Here is an 18,345-nt window from a genome sequence, read left to right as displayed (position 1 = left end):
AAGACCGCTGGAGCAAGTCGCCACGCAACGGCGCCCTTCCTAAGAAGGCCGCCAACGCCAGCGCCGAGCTTAATCCCGAAGCCCGTATGGTTCGGATCCAGCGTAGACGGCGTCCCATGGAAGATTTCTTTATAAGAACTCGACCAGGTCGCCGCATTCGGTTGACGTTCCGGGCTTCCGCCCGAAACGTCTTTTGATGGAGTGTTCAAACCGTGAGTCTCAATCGCCAAGAGAAAGCGGTGGTAATCGAGGAAGTCTCGGCGCAAGTCGCCAAGGCCCAGTCGATTGTTATCGCCGAGTACCGTGGTCTGGACGTCGCCTCTGTCACCGTACTGCGCAAGACTGCGCGTCAATCGGGCGTGTACCTGCGTGTTCTGAAGAACACGCTGGCTCGTCGCGCTGTGAACGGCACGGCTTTCGAGTCGTTGTCCAAGCAGCTGACCGGTCCGCTGATCTACGGTATCAGCGCTGATCCGGTCGCGCCGGCCAAGGTCCTTTCCGACTTCGCCAAAAGCAACGACAAGCTGGTCATCAAGGGGGGCTCGCTGCCCAACAACCTGTTGAACCAAGAAGGCGTCAAGGCCCTGGCCACGCTGCCTTCGCGCGACGAGTTGCTGTCGAAGTTGATGGGCACCATGCAAGCCCCGATTGCGCAATTTGCACGTACGCTCAACGAAGTTCCGACCAAGTTCGCCCGCGGCCTCGCTGCCGTGCGCGACCAGAAGGCAGCGGCCTGAGGCTGCGACTTTCCGGAAATCGTTGTACGACGAAGCGACACCGAACCTGGCATTACCAAAATCTGGAGTTCTTGAAAAATGGCACTTAGCAAAGCTGAAATCCTTGACGCCATCGCTGGCATGACCGTGCTCGAACTGTCCGAGCTGATCAAGGATATGGAAGAGAAGTTTGGCGTGTCGGCTGCTGCCGCCGCCGTGGCCGTGGCCGCCCCGGCCGCTGGTGGTGGCGCTGCCGCCGCCGCTGAAGAACAAACCGAGTTCACCGTTGTGCTGACCGAAGCCGGCGCGAACAAGGTTAGCGTCATCAAGGCCGTGCGCGAACTGACGGGCCTGGGTCTGAAGGAAGCGAAGGACCTGGTCGACGGCGCGCCGAAGCCCGTGAAGGAAGCGGTTGCCAAGGCTGATGCCGAAGCCGCCAAGAAGAAGCTGGAAGAAGCTGGCGCCAAGGTCGAAGTCAAGTAAGACCTTCTGCCAGTTGCCCGGGGACAGCGCAATTTGCCGTCCCCGGGCTTTTGCGTTTCCAGGAAACCCTTGTTGGCAGTGGGGTTCAGCGGGATTTCCTGGAGTCGTATCAGCGTCGTATCACCCCGGGCCGTGGTTGACGGCCCAAGTAACCTCGAGTCGGAGTGCTCATGCCTTACTCGTACACCGAAAAAAAGCGCATCCGCAAAAGCTTCGCCAAGCGTGAGGACGTTCAAGACGTTCCTTTCCTGCTGGCGACCCAGCTTCAATCCTACCTAACTTTTCTGCAGGCGGATACGCCCCCGTCGCAGCGAGCCAACGATGGCCTACAGGCGGCATTCTCGTCTATCTTCCCCATCGTCAGCCACAACGGAATGGCGCGTCTGGAGTTCGTCAGCTACGTGCTCGGCGAGCCGGTGTTCGATGTCAAGGAATGTCAACAGCGTGGCCTGACCTACGCGTCGCCCTTGCGCGCGAAGGTTCGCCTCGTCCTGCTCGATCGCGAGGTCAGCAAGCCGACCGTGAAGGAAGTCAAGGAACAGGAAGTCTACATGGGCGAAATTCCGCTCATGACGGGCACCGGTTCGTTCGTCATCAACGGTACCGAGCGCGTGATCGTTTCGCAGCTGCACCGTTCGCCCGGCGTGTTCTTCGAACACGACCGCGGCAAGACGCACAGCTCCGGCAAGCTGCTGTTCTCGGCCCGCGTGATTCCCTATCGCGGCTCGTGGCTGGACTTCGAATTCGATCCGAAGGACGTGCTGTTCTTCCGCGTGGACCGTCGGCGCAAGATGCCCGTCACCATCCTGCTGAAGGCCATCGGCATGACGCCGGAAAGCATCCTGGCCGAATTCTTCGACTTCGACCGCTTCGAACTGAAGAGCGAAGGGGCGATGATGGAATTCATCCCCGAGCGCTGGAAGGGCGAAATGGCGCGCTTCGACATTTCCGATCGCGCCGGCAAGGTCATTGTCGAAAAGGACAAGCGCATCAACGCCAAGCACCTGCGCGATCTGGCCGCGGGCGGCATCGAGCGCATTTCCGTGCCGGAGGAATTCCTGTACGGCCGCGTGCTGGCCAAGAACATCGTCGATGCCGATACGGGCGAGGTCGTCGCGCACGCCAATGACGAGATCACCGAAAGCGTGCTGAGCGCGCTGCGCGCCGCCAATATCGGCGAATTCGACACGCTCTACACCAACGATCTGGATCGTGGTCCGTACATCTCGCAGACCCTGCGTACCGACGAGACCGCCGACCAGATGGCGGCGCGCGTGGCCATCTATCGCATGATGCGCCCCGGCGAACCGCCCACCGAGGAAGCCGTCGAGGCCCTGTTCCAGCGTCTGTTCTACAGCGAGGAAACGTACGACCTGTCGCGCGTGGGCCGCATGAAGGTCAACAGCCGCCTGGGTCGCGGCGACGACATCACCGGCCCGATGACGCTTACCAACGAGGACATCCTCGCCACCATCAAGGTGCTGGTGGAGCTGCGTAACGGCCGTGGCCTGATCGACGACATCGATCACCTGGGCAATCGCCGCGTGCGTTGCGTGGGCGAACTGGCGGAAAACCAGTTCCGTGCCGGCCTGGTGCGCGTCGAACGCGCCGTCAAGGAACGTCTCGGCCAGGCCGAAACCGAAAACCTGATGCCGCACGACCTGATCAACTCCAAGCCGATCTCCGCGGCCATCAAGGAGTTCTTCGGTTCGAGCCAGCTGTCGCAGTTCATGGACCAGACCAACCCGCTGTCGGAAATCACGCACAAGCGTCGTGTCTCCGCACTGGGACCGGGCGGCCTGACGCGCGAACGCGCTGGCTTCGAAGTGCGTGACGTGCATCCCACGCACTATGGACGTGTCTGCCCGATCGAAACGCCGGAAGGCCCGAACATCGGCCTGATCAACTCCATGGCGCTGTATGCCCGCCTGAACGAATACGGCTTCCTGGAAACGCCGTATCGCAAGGTCATCGACGGCAAGGTAAGCGACCAGATCGACTACCTCTCGGCCATCGAGGAAAGCCACTACGTGATCGCGCAGGCGAACGCGGCGCTGGACGAGGAAGGCCGTTTCGTCGACGACCTGGTTGCCTGCCGTGAAGCGGGCGAAACGATGCTGACCGCGCCGGGCAACGTGCACTACATGGACGTTGCGCCGTCGCAGATCGTGTCGGTCGCCGCATCGTTGATTCCCTTCCTGGAACACGACGACGCGAACCGCGCGCTGATGGGCGCCAACATGCAGCGCCAGGCCGTGCCTTGCCTGCGTCCCGAAAAGCCGCTGGTCGGCACGGGCATCGAGCGCACCGTGGCGGTCGACTCCGGCACCACCGTGCAGGCGCTGCGTGGCGGCGTGGTGGATCACGTCGATGCGGATCGCATCGTGATTCGCGTCAATGACGACGAAAACGTCGCCGGCGAAGTCGGCGTGGATATCTACAACCTGATCAAGTACACCCGTTCGAACCAGAACACGAACATCAACCAGCGTCCCATCGTCGCCCGTGGCGATAAGGTCGCCAAGGGCGACGTGCTGGCCGACGGCGCATCGACGGACCTGGGCGAGCTCGCCCTGGGCCAGAACATGCTGATCGCGTTCATGCCCTGGAACGGCTACAACTTCGAAGACTCGATCCTGATCTCCGAGAAGGTCGTGGCCGATGATCGCTACACCTCGATCCACATCGAGGAATTGACGGTGGTCGCCCGCGATACGAAGCTGGGACCCGAGGAAATCACGCGCGACATCAGCAACCTCGCGGAAACGCAGCTGAACCGCCTGGACGATTCCGGCATCACCTACATCGGTGCCGAAGTCGGTCCCGACGACGTGCTGGTCGGCAAGGTCACGCCCAAGGGCGAGACCCAGCTGACGCCGGAAGAAAAGCTGCTGCGCGCCATCTTCGGCGAGAAGGCGTCGGACGTGAAGGACACCTCGCTGCGCGTGCCGTCCGGCATGACCGGCACGGTGATCGACGTGCAGGTCTTCACGCGTGAAGGCATCGTGCGCGACAAGCGCGCCCAGTCCATCATCGACGATGAACTGCGCCGTTATCGCCAGGACCTGAACGACCAGCTGCGCATCGTCGAGAACGACCAGTTCGATCGTATCGAGAAGATGCTGGTCAACAAGACGGTCAACGGCGGTCCGCGCAAGCTGGCCAAGGGCGCGACCATCACCAAGGCCTACCTGTCCGACCTGGACCGCTGGCAGTGGTTCGATATCCGCCTGGCCGACGAACAGCACGCCCTGGTGCTCGAACAGGCCAAGGAATCGCTGGAGCAGAAGCGCCACCAGTTCGACCTGGCCTTCGAGGAAAAGCGCAAGAAGTTGACGCAGGGCGACGAACTCCCGCCCGGCGTGCTGAAGATGATCAAGGTGTACCTGGCCGTCAAGCGTCGCCTGCAGCCTGGCGACAAGATGGCCGGCCGTCACGGCAACAAGGGCGTGGTCTCGCGTATCACCCCGGTCGAGGACATGCCGCACATGGCCGACGGTACGCCGGTGGACATCGTGCTGAACCCGCTGGGCGTGCCTTCGCGGATGAACGTCGGGCAGGTGCTCGAAGTCCATCTGGGCTGGGCCGCCAAGGGCGTGGGCCAGCGCATCGGCGAAATGCTGCGCGATGAGCGCACCGCACAAGCCAAGTCGCTGCGCGCCTACCTGGAGAAGGTCTACAACACGACCGGCACGGGTGCTCGCGTGGCCGACCTGACGGACGACGAAGTCGTCGAGATGGCGCGCAACCTCAAGGAAGGCGTGCCGTTCGCGACCCCGGTGTTCGACGGTGCGACGGAAGAGGAAATCAGCAAGATGCTGGAGTTGGCCTACCCCGACGAGGTGGCCAAACGCATGCAGCTGACCGATATCCGGACGCAGGCGTGGCTGTTCGATGGCCGCACGGGCGAGAAATTCGAGCGCCCCGTCACCGTCGGCTACATGCATTACCTGAAGCTGCATCACCTTGTCGACGACAAGATGCACGCGCGTTCGACCGGTCCGTACTCGCTCGTTACCCAGCAACCGCTGGGCGGCAAGGCGCAGTTCGGCGGCCAGCGTTTCGGGGAAATGGAAGTGTGGGCGCTCGAAGCCTACGGCGCTTCCTACACCCTGCAGGAAATGCTCACGGTCAAGTCCGACGACATCACCGGCCGTACCAAGGTTTACGAGAACATCGTCAAGGGCGATCACGTCATCGACGCCGGTATGCCGGAGTCCTTCAACGTGCTGGTGAAGGAAATCCGCTCGCTGGCCCTGGACATGGATTTGGAGCGTAACTAATGAAAGCGCTACTCGACCTTTTCAAGCAAGTCTCGCAAGACGAACAGTTCGATGCGATCCGCATCGGCATCGCCTCGCCGGAAAAAATCCGTTCGTGGTCCTACGGCGAAGTCCGCAAGCCCGAAACCATCAACTACCGCACGTTCAAGCCGGAACGCGACGGCCTGTTCTGCTCGAAGATCTTCGGGCCGATCAAGGACTACGAGTGCCTGTGCGGCAAGTACAAGCGCCTGAAGCACCGTGGCGTGATCTGCGAAAAGTGCGGCGTCGAAGTCACCGTCGCCAAGGTGCGCCGCGAGCGCATGGGCCATATCGAACTGGCCAGCCCCGTCGCGCACATCTGGTTCCTGAAGAGCCTGCCGTCGCGCCTGGGCATGGTGCTGGACATGACGCTGCGCGATATCGAGCGCGTCCTGTACTTCGAAGCCTGGTGCGTGATCGAACCCGGCATGACGCCGCTCAAGCGCGGCCAGATCATGTCGGACGACGATTTCCTGGCCAAGACCGAGGAATACGGCGATGACTTCCGCGCGCTGATGGGCGCGGAGGCCGTGCGCGAACTGCTGCGCACCATCGACATCGACCGCGAAGTGGAAACGCTGCGCGGCGAGCTCAAGGCCACCGGTTCGGAAGCCAAGATCAAGAAGATCTCCAAGCGCCTGAAGGTGCTGGAAGGTTTCCAGAAGTCGGGTATCAAGCCCGAGTGGATGGTCATGGAAGTGCTGCCGGTGCTGCCGCCGGACCTGCGTCCGCTGGTGCCGCTGGACGGCGGCCGCTTCGCGACCTCCGACCTGAACGACCTGTACCGCCGCGTCATCAACCGGAACAACCGCCTGAAGCGCCTGCTGGAACTGAAGGCGCCGGAAATCATCCTGCGCAACGAAAAGCGCATGCTGCAGGAAGCCGTCGACTCGCTGCTCGACAACGGCCGCCGCGGCAAGGCCATGACCGGCGCCAACAAGCGCCAGCTCAAGTCCCTGGCCGACATGATCAAGGGCAAGAGCGGTCGTTTCCGCCAGAACCTGCTGGGCAAGCGGGTGGACTACTCCGGCCGTTCGGTCATCGTGGTGGGTCCGCAGCTCAAGCTGCATCAGTGCGGCCTGCCCAAGCTGATGGCGCTGGAACTGTTCAAGCCGTTCATCTTCAACCGCCTCGAAATGATGGGTCTGGCCACGACCATCAAGGCGGCGAAGAAGCTCGTCGAAAGCCAGGAACCGGTGGTGTGGGACATCCTCGAAGAGGTGATCCGCGAACATCCGGTCATGCTGAACCGCGCGCCGACGCTGCACCGCCTGGGCATCCAGGCCTTCGAGCCGGTGCTGATCGAAGGCAAGGCGATCCAGCTGCATCCGCTGGTCTGCGCGGCGTTCAACGCCGACTTCGACGGCGACCAGATGGCCGTGCACGTTCCGCTGTCGCTGGAAGCGCAGCTGGAAGCCCGCACCCTGATGCTGGCGTCGAACAATGTCCTGTTCCCCGCCAACGGCGAACCGTCCATCGTGCCGTCCCAGGATATCGTGCTGGGTCTGTACTACACGACGCGCGAGCGCATCAACGGCCGCGGCGAAGGCATTTTCTTCACCGATGTGGCCGAAGTCCAGCGCGCCTATGACAACGGCGAAGTCGAACTGCAAAGCCGCATTACCGTGCGCCTGAAGGAGTTCGACAAGGACGAGCAGGGCGAATGGCAACCCGTCGTGCGTCGCTACGAGACCACCGTGGGCCGTGCGCTGCTGTCGGAAATCCTGCCGCGCGGCCTGCCCTTCACGGTCCTGAACAAGGCCCTGAAGAAGAAGGAAATCTCGCGCCTGATCAACCAGTCGTTCCGTCGTTGCGGCCTGCGCGACACGGTGATCTTCGCCGACAAGCTGATGCAGTCGGGCTTCCGCCTGGCCACGCGTGGCGGTATTTCGATCGCCATGAACGACATGCTGATCCCTTCGGCCAAGGAAGCGATCCTGGGCGAAGCCAGCAAGGAAGTGAAGGAAATCGACAAGCAGTACTCGTCGGGTCTGGTCACGTCCCAGGAACGCTACAACAACGTGGTGGACATCTGGGGCAAGGCCGGCGACAAGGTCGGCAAGGCGATGATGGAGCAACTGGCGACCGAACCCGTGACCAACCGTCACGGCGAGGAAGTGCGCCAGGAATCCTTCAACTCCATCTACATGATGGCCGACTCGGGCGCCCGCGGTTCGGCCGCCCAGATTCGCCAGCTGGCGGGCATGCGCGGCCTGATGGCCAAGCCGGACGGCTCGATCATCGAAACGCCCATTACCGCCAACTTCCGCGAAGGCCTGAACGTACTGCAGTACTTCATCTCGACGCACGGCGCGCGTAAAGGCCTGGCCGATACCGCGTTGAAGACGGCGAACTCGGGTTACCTGACCCGCCGTCTGGTCGACGTGACGCAGGATCTGGTCATCATCGAAAACGACTGCGGCACCTCGCAGGGTTACTCGATGAAGGCGCTGGTCGAGGGCGGTGAAGTCATCGAACCGCTGCGCGACCGTATCCTGGGCCGCGTGGCCGCCGTGGACATCGTCAATCCCGATACGCAGGAAACCGCGATCGAGGCCGGCACGCTGCTGGACGAAGACCTGGTCGACCTGATCGACCGCATCGGCGTGGACGAAGTCAAGGTCCGCACGCCGCTGACCTGCGAAACGCGTCATGGGCTGTGCGCGCACTGCTACGGTCGCGACCTGGGCCGCGGGTACATGGTCAACGTCGGCGAGGCTGTCGGTGTGATCGCCGCGCAGTCCATCGGCGAACCGGGTACCCAGCTGACGATGCGTACCTTCCACATCGGGGGCGCGGCATCGCGTTCGGCTCTGGCCAGCGCCGTGGAAACGAAGTCCAACGGTACGGTCGGTTTCGCCAGCACGATGCGCTACGTCACCAACGCCAAGGGCGAGCGTGTGGCGATCTCCCGGTCGGGCGAAATCGTTATCCATGACGATAACGGCCGCGAGCGCGAACGTCACAAGATCCCGTACGGCGCGACCGTGCTGGTCGGCGATGGCGAGGCCATCAAGGCCGGCGCTCGCCTGGCGAGCTGGGATCCGCTGACCCGTCCGATCGTGTCGGAATACGCCGGCCAGGTGCGCTTCGAGAACATCGAGGAAGGCGTTACCGTCGCCAAGCAGGTGGACGAAGTCACCGGCCTGTCGACGCTGGTCGTGATCACGCCCAAGACCCGTGGCGGCAAGATCGTCATGCGTCCGCAGATCAAGCTGGTCAACGAGTCCGGCGAAGAGGTCAAGATCGCCGGTACCGACCATTCGGTGAACATTTCGTTCCCGGTCGGCGCGCTCATCACGGTGCGCGATGGCCAGCAGGTGACGGTGGGCGAGGTCCTGGCGCGTATTCCGCAGGAATCGCAGAAGACCCGCGACATCACCGGCGGTCTGCCTCGCGTGGCCGAACTGTTCGAAGCCCGTTCCCCCAAGGATGCCGGCATGCTGGCCGACGTCACGGGTACGGTCTCGTTCGGCAAGGACACCAAGGGCAAGCAGCGCCTGGTCATCACCGACCTGGAAGGCGTCAGCCACGAATTCCTCATCCCGAAGGAAAAGCAGGTCCTGGTGCACGACGGCCAGGTGGTGAACAAGGGCGAAATGATCGTCGACGGTCCGGCGGACCCGCACGATATCCTGCGCCTGCAGGGCATCGAGAAGCTGGCCACCTACATCGTGGACGAAGTGCAGGACGTGTATCGTCTGCAAGGCGTGAAGATCAACGACAAGCACATCGAGGTGATCGTTCGCCAGATGCTGCGTCGCGTGAACATCGTCGATGCGGGGGATACGGAGTTCATCCCGGGTGAACAGGTCGAGCGTTCGGAACTACTGAACGAAAACGATCGCGTGGTGGCCGAGGACAAGCGTCCGGCGACCTACGACAACGTCCTGCTGGGTATCACGAAGGCCTCGCTGTCGACGGATTCCTTCATCTCGGCTGCTTCCTTCCAGGAGACCACGCGTGTCCTGACCGAAGCCGCCATCATGGGCAAGCGCGACGAACTGCGCGGCCTGAAGGAAAACGTCATCGTCGGCCGTCTGATCCCTGCCGGTACCGGTCTGGCGTATCACATTGCCCGCAAGGACAAGGAAGCGATGGAAGCGGCCGAACGCGAAGCCGCGCGCCAACTGGCGAATCCTTTCGAGGAATCGCCGGTCACGATCGGCTCGGACAGCGAAAGCGACACGACGCCGGAAGGCGACCACGATCCGATTGGCGAATAAGGGCTCGTCCCAGCATCGCCGCGGTAGCACAGCACCCCAGGAATCGTCCGGTTCCTGGGGTGTTTTTTTTGGCGTCGGGAGTACGCGCCGGACCGGCGCTTATCGCGTCTGGCGGAAGGAACCGTGCAGTGGCCGGAAATCGGGCGCGATGCGGCTCTTGTAGATCAGCGATACGGCGTCGTCGCCCCGGTGTGGCGCGAGATTCGCCGTGACGGAGACTTCGTAGTCGCCGTTGGTGCGCGCCGTCACGTCGAAGGACATGCGTGTCAGCGCCTCGGGCGACGGCGGCGCATCGCGGCCGGCGTCGGGATCGCCGGTGGCCGCCTGGCGGCGCAGGTCCAGCTGCACGCGCGCGAAAAGCCGCGCCAGTATCGGTGTGGCCTGCATGCCGACCCGTCCCATCGTCCGCGAAAACAGCTGCGCCGCCGGCTTGTGCGCCACGCGCGTGCCCGCCTCGCCATCGCCGCGCCTGCGACGCTCCTGCTCGATGATCTGCAGTACGGCCTTGCGCCGAGGGGCGGGCAGGAAGGGTAGATGGCGTTCGAAGATCCGCAGGGTGGCGTCCGACATGCCGGCGACGTACCGGTGCACGTCCAGGCCGTCCGTGCCGACCAGGGCCTTGGCAAGCAAGGCCGCGACCAGGGCATCCCGCTGCGTGCGGGTCAGCGGAGTATCGCCATTCATGGTGGAAACGCCTTGCGCGAGCATGTCGCAGATCGTTCGCAAGGTCTGCGAGGCCGCGCCGGCCTCGGCGCTGCCCTGTTTCAGCAACAGCCGGGCGCGCAGGATCAGGCGCGAGCGCATGCACTGGTCCAATGCATTCTTCAGGATACGCGCGCAGGTTCTGACGCCGCCATCGTAGGCCGAAATCGTCAGCCGCCCGTGCGTGGCCGGGATGGACGCCGTATCGAATACGGTACGCAGGGGCGTCGACGCCAGCGAGGCCGCGGCATTCTCCAGCTCGTCGTTGTTCCGGCTTTCCGCCAGGTCGCTGAGGAACCGGATAGGACTCTCGCCACGCCGTTCGCGGCTGCTTACCACCGCCGCGAGATCGCGCAAGGGGCCGTCCACGTCTTCCGGCGAGATACCTTCGCGCGCCAGCGTGCGCAGGACCACGTTGAAAGGTTGTTCGCGGGCGGCGATTTCCCGGTCGACGGCGTCGCAGCAGCGATCGATGATCCGGCGGCTGCAGGGGCCGGGCGATATCTTGTCCGGTCCCGCCATCGCCACTCGCGGCAGATACTCGCGCAGCAGCAGAAGCTCGGTGAATGCATAGACCGCCAGCGGCGGGCTGTACGGGACGCTTGCCTGTTCCGTGTAGCGGCCGGGGCCGGCGTGGCCGGAATCGGCAGTGGCCACACGGCCGCCGGCGGCGACGTAGGCCGCCTCGGTGGCCAGCGTCTCGGCCAGCGCGAAGGCCATGCGGGGCCCATGCGGTTCGGCGCCGCCCAACAGCGTCTTGAGCAGGCACTGGTAGGCGCTATCCAGGTTCACGCGCGCCTGGCGCAGCGGGCTGCCCGCCCGTGGGAGCGAACGATGCATCGCGGCGCGCAGCAGTCGCCGCACGCCGCCCAGCACGCTTTTCGCCTGCGTCCCGGTCAAGGCGGCAGTGCGATGCCCGGGTTCGGGCTGGGCAGTGAACCGTTTGTCGCCTACCGTACCGATGGCGGCGGGCTGGCGTGGCCCGGGGGTACCGGCGCCACGACTTTTAGTGGGGACGTCTGTCATCGTCGGGATGCGCCGCGGCGCCATGCCGCCCGCATCCAGCCGGCGATACGCGTCGCCAGGATCGGCGGAATTGCTGGGAACAGGCCGAGTCTATGTGCCCCGGTAGTCCGAGTCTGTCGGCGCGGTGCCCGATCGCGTCGACAGCCGCATACCCGTGGCGTCGGAATATTCCGCGGGCGCATCGTCGCGATGGTCGCCGGGAATCGGGTCCGTCTATCGGTTCACAGGTCGGTGGTACGGGGTATGACGACAGCCTGGCCGTGAACGGCCCCGCGGTCGTCGCGCAATTCCCATAGCGTGGCCTGCTCGATCATGAACCGCCTGCCGGACTTCGTGATGCGCACGCCGCGATAGCCGGTTTCGAAGCCCGCGCGACGCACGCGTTCGAGGAAACGCGCGCGTTCTTCCCGATTGGGCGCCTCGGCCGACAGGCGCGACGGGAGTTCCAGGATCTCGTCCCAGCTGTATTCGAAGCGACGCTGCGCCGCCCGGTTGCCGTAGATAAAACATGGATCGGCATCGGTGTTATGCGCCAGGACGGCGAAAGGCGCGTCCTCGTACAACCATCGCGCGCCGTCTCGCGCCGTCATGGGGCGGGGCAGGAGGGGTTGCCCCAGCAGTCGCTCGTAGCTGTCGGCCAGCAGCTGGAAAAAGGCCGGGTCTTCATACCGGTGCAAAGCCACTACATGTTCCTTGTGTCAGCCGCCTCGCGCGGCTTTCGCGCGACGAAAAGCCGGGCCCCACAGCGGGTGGCCGATCTCGGCGGCACTGAGTTCGAAACCGGGATCGAGATTCAGGATCCGCGTGAAATCATCCTCGCATAGCACGCGATAGCCTGTCACGCAGTAGCTGAAGGCTTGCAGCTTCAGGGATTCCACGCGCATGTCGGTGGGGGCCGTCGCCAACGCGTCGGACGTCGCCACGGTGCGGATGACGTCGCCGTAGGCGCCCGACTGATAGCTCTGGCGTACCCGGGCCAGTGCGTCTACCGCAGCCTGGCTGGGCGCCGCGGGCGGGGAAGGGGCGGTCGTGGGGGCGGAACATGCGGCGAGCGCTGCCGCCAGGCCCAGCACGGCAAAACGAGCGGTGGTGTACATGTGGACAGCCTGGTTCGGGTTGGGCCCTGGCAGGGGCCGAGCGGGATGTTTAAAGCGCGACATATTGTGTCTTGCCTACTGGAGAAAGAACAAGCCCTCCGGGGGATGAGTCTCCGCCTTGATTGACGCGGCCAGCAGTCCGGCCGCGAACGGCTCGCCGCCACTCTACCGAACGCCGCAGCGGGGTGTAAGCGGCACATCGGTAAAAGATGATAACGAATGTTAGTGAAACATCGCGGACATTCGCCGCCTCTAGCATCTTCTCTCCCGGCCGTGCGACCGCACTTTACGGGGACATTGAGTCCTGCCGGCGCCGCGCCGGCCACTTGGGAGTACGAATGGACCGTATCGTCTCGGCGCACACGCCTTTGCCGCCCGACACCCTGCTGTTCCGTGCAATGAACGGGTCGGAGGGCATATCGATGCTGTTCGAATTCGAGGTCGAACTGCTTGCGGAATCGTACGCGCTGGATCTTCGGCAATTGCTCGGCCGCCCATTGTCGCTGCGGATCGCCGGCGGCGTGGGCGTGCCGCGGTACCTGAGCGGACACATCACGCGTTGCACGCTGGTCGGCCGCGAGAACGCCATGTCCCGCATGTACATTTATCGCGCCACGGTCAGGCCCTGGCTGTGGTACCTGACGCAAAGCTCGGACAACAAGATCTTCCAGAACAAGAGCGCGCCCGACATCATCAGGGAAGTACTGGCCGATTACGCCTTCCCGGTCGAATGGCGGCTGTCCGGCACCTATCGCAAATGGGAATACAGCGTGCAGTACCAGGAGACCGATTTCGACTTCATCAGCCGCCTGATGGAGCACGAGGGCATCTACTACTGGTTCAGGCACGAACAGGATAAGCACACGCTCGTGCTGACCGACGACATTACGCAGCACGATGCCTGCCCCGGCTGCGATACCTTGCCGTACTACGGCCCGGACCGCGTCGCGGTCCCGCGCGAGGAATACGTCAATGCATGGGAACCGGCCGAGCAGATTACGCCCAGCGGCTTCGCCACCACCGATTTCGACTTCAGGCATCCGGGCACCAGCATGGACGCGCGCCGCGCGAACCCGGCGCCATATGACGACGGCAAGCTCGAAATCTACGAATGGCTGGGCGGCTATACCGACCCGGAACAGGGCGAGCATTACACGCGTGTGCGCCTCGAAGGCCTGCAGTGCCGCCGCGAACTGGTCTCTGGCGCCTGCAACGCCCTGGGGTTCGCGCCGGGCTATCGCTTCAGCCTCGTCAACCATCCGCGTGGGGCGGAGAATCGCGAGTACCTGATCATCGCCGCGCACTATCACATCCGAGAAGGCGGCTACGCGAGCGGAACGCCCGATCCGATGGTGTTCGACGTGGGCTTCACCGTGCTGCCGGCCGAGATCCAGTTCCGACCGCCGCGAGTGACGCCGCAGGCCTATACGCATGGCCCGCAAACCGCCACCGTGGTCGGCAAGGATGGCCAGCAGATCTGGACCGACGAGTACGGCCGCATCAAGGTCCAGTTTCATTGGGACCGTGTCGGACAGCGCAATGAAAACAGCTCATGCTGGGTGCGCGTATCCAGCCCCTGGGCCAGCGGCGGCTTCGGCGGCATCCAGCTGCCGCGGCGTGGGGACGAAGTGGTTGTCGACTTCATCGGTGGCCATCCCGATCGGCCCATCGTCATAGGCCGCGTTTACAACGGCTCGAATATGCCGCCGTGGGATCTGCCTGCCAATGCAACGCAGAGCGGGTTCCTGTCGCGCTCGCAGGACGGAACACCCCGCACAGCCAATGCATTCATGTTCGAGGACAAACCCGGACAGGAAGAGATATGGTTGCATGCGGAACGCAACATGCGCACGGAGGTCGAGGCGGACGAGCACCGCAATGTCGACGGCTCGCGCACCACCTTCATTGGCGGCAACGACGCGACCACGATCATGGGCGCACGCTCCATCCATGTCCAGGGCACCGATGCCTTGACCGTCGGCCAGGCCCGTTCGGTCACTGTGACGGATAACGAGGCCTACACCGTCAATGGTGCGCGCACGCTGCACGTTGCCGGCGGCATGACCACGGAGCAGTTCGACCACGGATTGACCACGACGGTGGCGGCCGATGGCGAGACGCGCACCGTGACCGGTTTGTTCAAGGAGACGCTGAACACCGGACAGGAAGTCCACGTGACTTCGGGCGATGCGCTGCACGATGTGCAGGCGGGGACGCTGACGGCGCAGGCGCAGGGCCAGGTGTCCGTGCAGTCCTTCGCCGCCGGCATGGGATTGCTGGCGAAGGAGCAGATGCATGTCGAATCGCAGGCTGCCGGGATGGACGCAAGGGCGGCGCAACAGATTACCGTCACATCGACCGGCGCGGGCATCGATATGACGGCGCCGCAAAAGATCACGCTGACCAGCGACACCGATGTGGTGCTGAACGGCAAGCAGGTCAAGGATCTGTCGACCAAGAGCTGGCTCAAGGCCACGCCCTTCGGATTGAACCTGACCATCGCACAGGCCACGTTCGGGCTCGGCAACGCGACCGTATGGCGTTCGAATGTCGGCGTAGCGGTATCCAAGGCCGACGTCAGCGCCATCAAGACCGACATCTTCGGCATGTCGAGCAAGATAGGCGCGACCGAATACAAGAACAACGGTCTGGCGACGGAAACGACGGCGGCAAAGAATCTGCTGACGGGTCTGTTCACCATCATTTGACCGCGCGCCGGCAGGCATGCGCGGAAAGCGGGAGATCATGGAAGTATCGGGATTGCCGGATTGGCTGGGCTGGGCATCGCTGGTGTGTGTGATCATCGTCGCGGAAGGCGGCATGGCGCTGTACATGGTCAAGCGACGGCAGGATCGCGAGCGCGCGCGGCTGCATGAGGGCGAAGCGCTAAGGTGCACCGGTCATCCGGCCACCGCGCGCATTCTGCGGACGGTGGATACCGGCACACGGCTGGGCGCCGACAGGTTTTTCGTTTGGAGGCTCAGGCTTGCGGTGGACCACGCCCCGCACGGTTCTTTCGAGACCGAAGTGCAGGTGCCGGTTTCGCCGGCGCGTTTCGGCGATTTCGCGGAGGGGCGCGACATTCCCGTGCGTGTCGATGTGAGGACCCGCCGCGTGATCGTGGACCAGCGCACGGAATGAGCGTCGCGATGCTGCCGCGCGCGATGACCGGGGCATACGCATGCGCGTCGTAAAGCCATCCCGCCTTAGCGTGCTGACGCGTCCTTACCGCCGGCATGGCACCGACGTGCTGGGCACGGCCGTCATGGCGCTGGCGACCCTGGACGAGCGGCCCGCGCTGATGCCGGAGCAGGAGTTGTGGCGAGTGGCGTCGGAGGAGGCCGGCGGACTGCTGGATCTGGGCATGCCCAAGGCCGATCCGGAGTTCCTGATCAGCGGGCTGGCCTATACGCGGCACCAACCGGACAAGACCGCATGCGCCGTGCGGGCCCGCGTGGGCGGGCTGGACAAGTCTTTGCTCGTGTTCGGCGACCGTTACTGGCTGGATGGTCGCGCCACCGCACCCGAGGCCTTCGATGCGATGCGCGTGGACTGGGCACACACCTATGGCGGTCCCGGGCATGCGGGCAATCCGCTGGGGTCGGGCATGCGCGCGCGGCGTATCGACGGCACGCAAGCGGTGCCGTTGCCCAATGTGGAACATCCGCGCGGGCGCGTATCGCGGCCGGGGCAAGACGTGCCTCCGGCCAGTTTCGACGCCATCGCGCCCGACAACCCGGCACGCTTCGCGCGCATGGGCTCGCGATACGGCCAGGATTGGCTGCAGCGGGAATTCCCCGGCTTCGCCGCCGACATGGACTGGCATTACTTCAACGCGGCGTCTCCGGATCAATGGTGGGCAGGACGTGCCGAAGTCCCGGCCGGCGCGGAGTACGAGATCTGGAATATGCATCCGGATCGTCCCGTGCTGCGCGGGCATTTGCCGACGTGGCGCGTGCGTTGCTTCGCCGGCGGCCATGGGGACGCTCCCCGATTGCGGGAAATTCCCATGCGACTGAGCACGGCATGGTTCTTCCCGCATCGCGATCGGGTGCTGCTGATCTGGCATGGCGCGTTGCAGATCGCCGAGAGCGACGCCGCCGATATCGCCCACGTCATGCCGGCCATCGAGCTGGCCGACGCCAGCCGAGGCATGGACCATTACCAGGATGTCCTGCGCCGCCGCACCGATCCCCGCGAAGGCGCTATCCATGCCTTGCGCGATGGCGATCTGGCAGAGGCAGCGCTCTATGCGGATGCACCTGATGCGCCTTTGCCCGATATCGCCGCGCGGCCGCTGGTTCGCAATATGTACGCCGGCGCGGAGCGGCGGCGCCGGGCATCCCGGCAGACGCTGGCGGACGAAGGGCTGGACCCGGACGACTTCCTCGCACCGCCCATGACGATGCCGCCGCGCATGAAGATCGACGATCTGCCCATGCTGCTGGAGCAGGCCAGCCAGGAACGCAAAAAAGGTGAAGCGCTGTTGGCGCAGGCGCGCGATACGTTGCTGCGCGATCCCGACCTGCAGCGCTTCGGCGAGGCTGCCGGTATGGACGTGGACGCCATCGCGCGGCCGGACGGGGGTGGCCCCATGGCCGCGCGCTTCGATCCCGGGGCGCTGAAGCGGCAACTGCGCGAGTTCAGGGAGCGGTTTCCCCAGGCAGCTGCCAGCCGGGCGTCCTTCGCGGCGCAAGCCGATCGGCTCTATCTGCAAACCGCGCATCTCGGCGCGGCGCCTGAAGCGATGCCGCCGCTTCGCGCGCGGCGCACGCGGCGGCGGATATCGGCCATCCATCAACGCACTCGCGACTTCACCGGCATGCACCTTGTCGGCGCCGATCTGTCGGGCCTGGACCTGCGGGGCGCCTGTTTTCGCGGTGCATCGCTGGAAGGGGCGAAGCTGGATGGCGCATGCCTGGACGACTGCGACTTCACGCAAGCGGTGCTGGCGCGCGTGTCGATGACCGGCGGTTCGCTGGCGCGCGCGCGGTTGCAGCGGGCCAACATCGCCGATGCGCGTTTCGACGGTGTATCCCTGGAGGCGGTGGACCTGGACCAGGCGACGGTGGAAAGCGCGCAGTTCTCGTCCTGCTCATTCGCCGGGGCGCGGTTGATCCAAACGCGGCTGGGCGAAAGCCGCTTCGCGCATTGCGATTTTCGCGGCGCGACGCTGGAGGAAGCCGTGCCGCTGAAAGCGGTCTTCCAGGCTTGCGACTTTCGCGAGGCCATGCTGCGCCGCTGCGCTTTCATGGAATGCACGCTGGCGGAAACGGCGTTTGCCCATGCCGGCCTGATACGGTGCGCCTTTGTCCATACCGGGTTTGGCGCCGGGATGGACTTCAGCGACGCGCGGTTGGAAATGTCGTCGTTCTCCGCCGGCACCGTGCTTCGACACGCGTGCCTGGACGGCGTCGAGCTACGGCAGTGCGGCCTGCGGGGCGTGCACCTGGAAGGCGCCAGCCTGGCGCGTGCCAGGCTGCATGGCAGCGATCTGTCCGAATGCGTCTTCGTCGGCGCGTGCCTGGACGGCATCGACGCGGCCGAAAGCCTGTTCGTGCGCGCCGATTTCACCGGCGCAACGCTGCGCGGCGCGAATCTGATGCAGAGCCTGCTGGGCAGGGCCGATTTCACGCGCGCGGATTTGCGCGACGCGAACCTGTTTCGCGCTGACGTCGGGGAAGCGGTCCTGGATGGCAGCACGTCATTGGACGGCGCCTATACCGAGGGCGCCAAACTCTGGCCTCGTCGCCGCACGGGCACGGCGGGTCCGGCCTTATGACAACGGAGC

The 18,345-nt window shown here is 64.5% G+C and carries 10 protein-coding genes; 7 read left to right on the top strand and 3 right to left on the bottom strand.

What is annotated here, in order from left to right:
- Positions 1–212: 212 nt before the first annotated feature.
- The 4 genes from rplJ to rpoC all read left to right on the top strand — a co-directional run bounded on the left by rplJ (position 213) and on the right by rpoC (position 9,729).
- Positions 213–737 carry a 50S ribosomal protein L10 gene (gene rplJ / locus CAL28_RS29115; RefSeq protein ID WP_066641820.1) on the top strand — a complete coding sequence of 175 codons (525 nt, stop codon included), beginning with the start codon at positions 213–215 and terminating at the stop codon, positions 735–737.
- 78 nt (positions 738–815) lie between these two features.
- On the top strand, positions 816–1,199 hold the full coding sequence (gene rplL, locus CAL28_RS29110; RefSeq protein WP_066641819.1) for a 50S ribosomal protein L7/L12: 384 nt from the start codon (positions 816–818) through the stop codon (positions 1,197–1,199).
- 170 nt (positions 1,200–1,369) lie between these two features.
- Positions 1,370–5,482, top strand: coding sequence for a DNA-directed RNA polymerase subunit beta (gene rpoB, locus CAL28_RS29105; protein WP_094844425.1), 4,113 nt, complete (start codon positions 1,370–1,372; stop codon positions 5,480–5,482).
- On the top strand, positions 5,482–9,729 hold the full coding sequence (rpoC, locus tag CAL28_RS29100; protein ID WP_094844424.1) for a DNA-directed RNA polymerase subunit beta': 4,248 nt from the start codon (positions 5,482–5,484) through the stop codon (positions 9,727–9,729). Before rpoB ends, rpoC begins: the two co-directional genes overlap by 1 nt.
- 99 nt (positions 9,730–9,828) lie before the next feature.
- Here rpoC and CAL28_RS29095 read toward each other — a convergent pair whose 3' ends face one another.
- From CAL28_RS29095 to CAL28_RS29085, 3 genes are all read right to left on the bottom strand, one after another.
- Positions 9,829–11,457 carry a hypothetical protein gene (locus CAL28_RS29095; protein WP_141218265.1) on the bottom strand — a complete coding sequence of 543 codons (1,629 nt, stop codon included), beginning with the start codon at positions 11,455–11,457 and terminating at the stop codon, positions 9,829–9,831.
- 221 nt (positions 11,458–11,678) lie between these two features.
- The gene (locus CAL28_RS29090; RefSeq protein WP_094844923.1) at positions 11,679–12,134 is read right to left on the bottom strand and encodes an MEKHLA domain-containing protein; all 456 of its coding nucleotides are present in this window, start codon (positions 12,132–12,134) and stop codon (positions 11,679–11,681) included.
- A 21-nt stretch (positions 12,135–12,155) separates the two neighbouring features.
- Complete coding sequence (locus tag CAL28_RS29085) at positions 12,156–12,554, bottom strand: TssQ family T6SS-associated lipoprotein (protein ID WP_094844422.1); 399 nt, start codon at positions 12,552–12,554, stop codon at positions 12,156–12,158.
- Positions 12,555–12,892: 338 nt separating this feature from the next.
- Between CAL28_RS29085 and CAL28_RS29080 the strand changes: the two genes are divergently transcribed.
- Genes CAL28_RS29080 through CAL28_RS29070 form a run of 3 tightly spaced genes read left to right on the top strand, consistent with a single transcriptional unit; the run spans position 12,893 to position 18,336 of the window.
- Positions 12,893–15,262, top strand: a complete 2,370-nt coding sequence (locus CAL28_RS29080) for a type VI secretion system Vgr family protein (RefSeq protein WP_094844421.1) — start codon at positions 12,893–12,895, stop codon at positions 15,260–15,262.
- 37 nt (positions 15,263–15,299) lie between these two features.
- A complete protein-coding gene (locus tag CAL28_RS29075; RefSeq protein WP_094844420.1) occupies positions 15,300–15,695 on the top strand; it encodes a hypothetical protein in 396 nt (131 codons plus the stop codon).
- 40 nt (positions 15,696–15,735) lie between these two features.
- On the top strand, positions 15,736–18,336 hold the full coding sequence (locus CAL28_RS29070; protein ID WP_094844419.1) for a DUF2169 family type VI secretion system accessory protein: 2,601 nt from the start codon (positions 15,736–15,738) through the stop codon (positions 18,334–18,336).
- Positions 18,337–18,345: the final 9 nt, after the last annotated feature.

Origin of the sequence: Bordetella genomosp. 11 (assembly GCF_002261215.1) — a bacterium.
GTDB lineage: Bacteria > Pseudomonadota > Gammaproteobacteria > Burkholderiales > Burkholderiaceae_B > Bordetella_C.
This window is presented reverse-complemented; position numbering and strand designations above follow the sequence as displayed.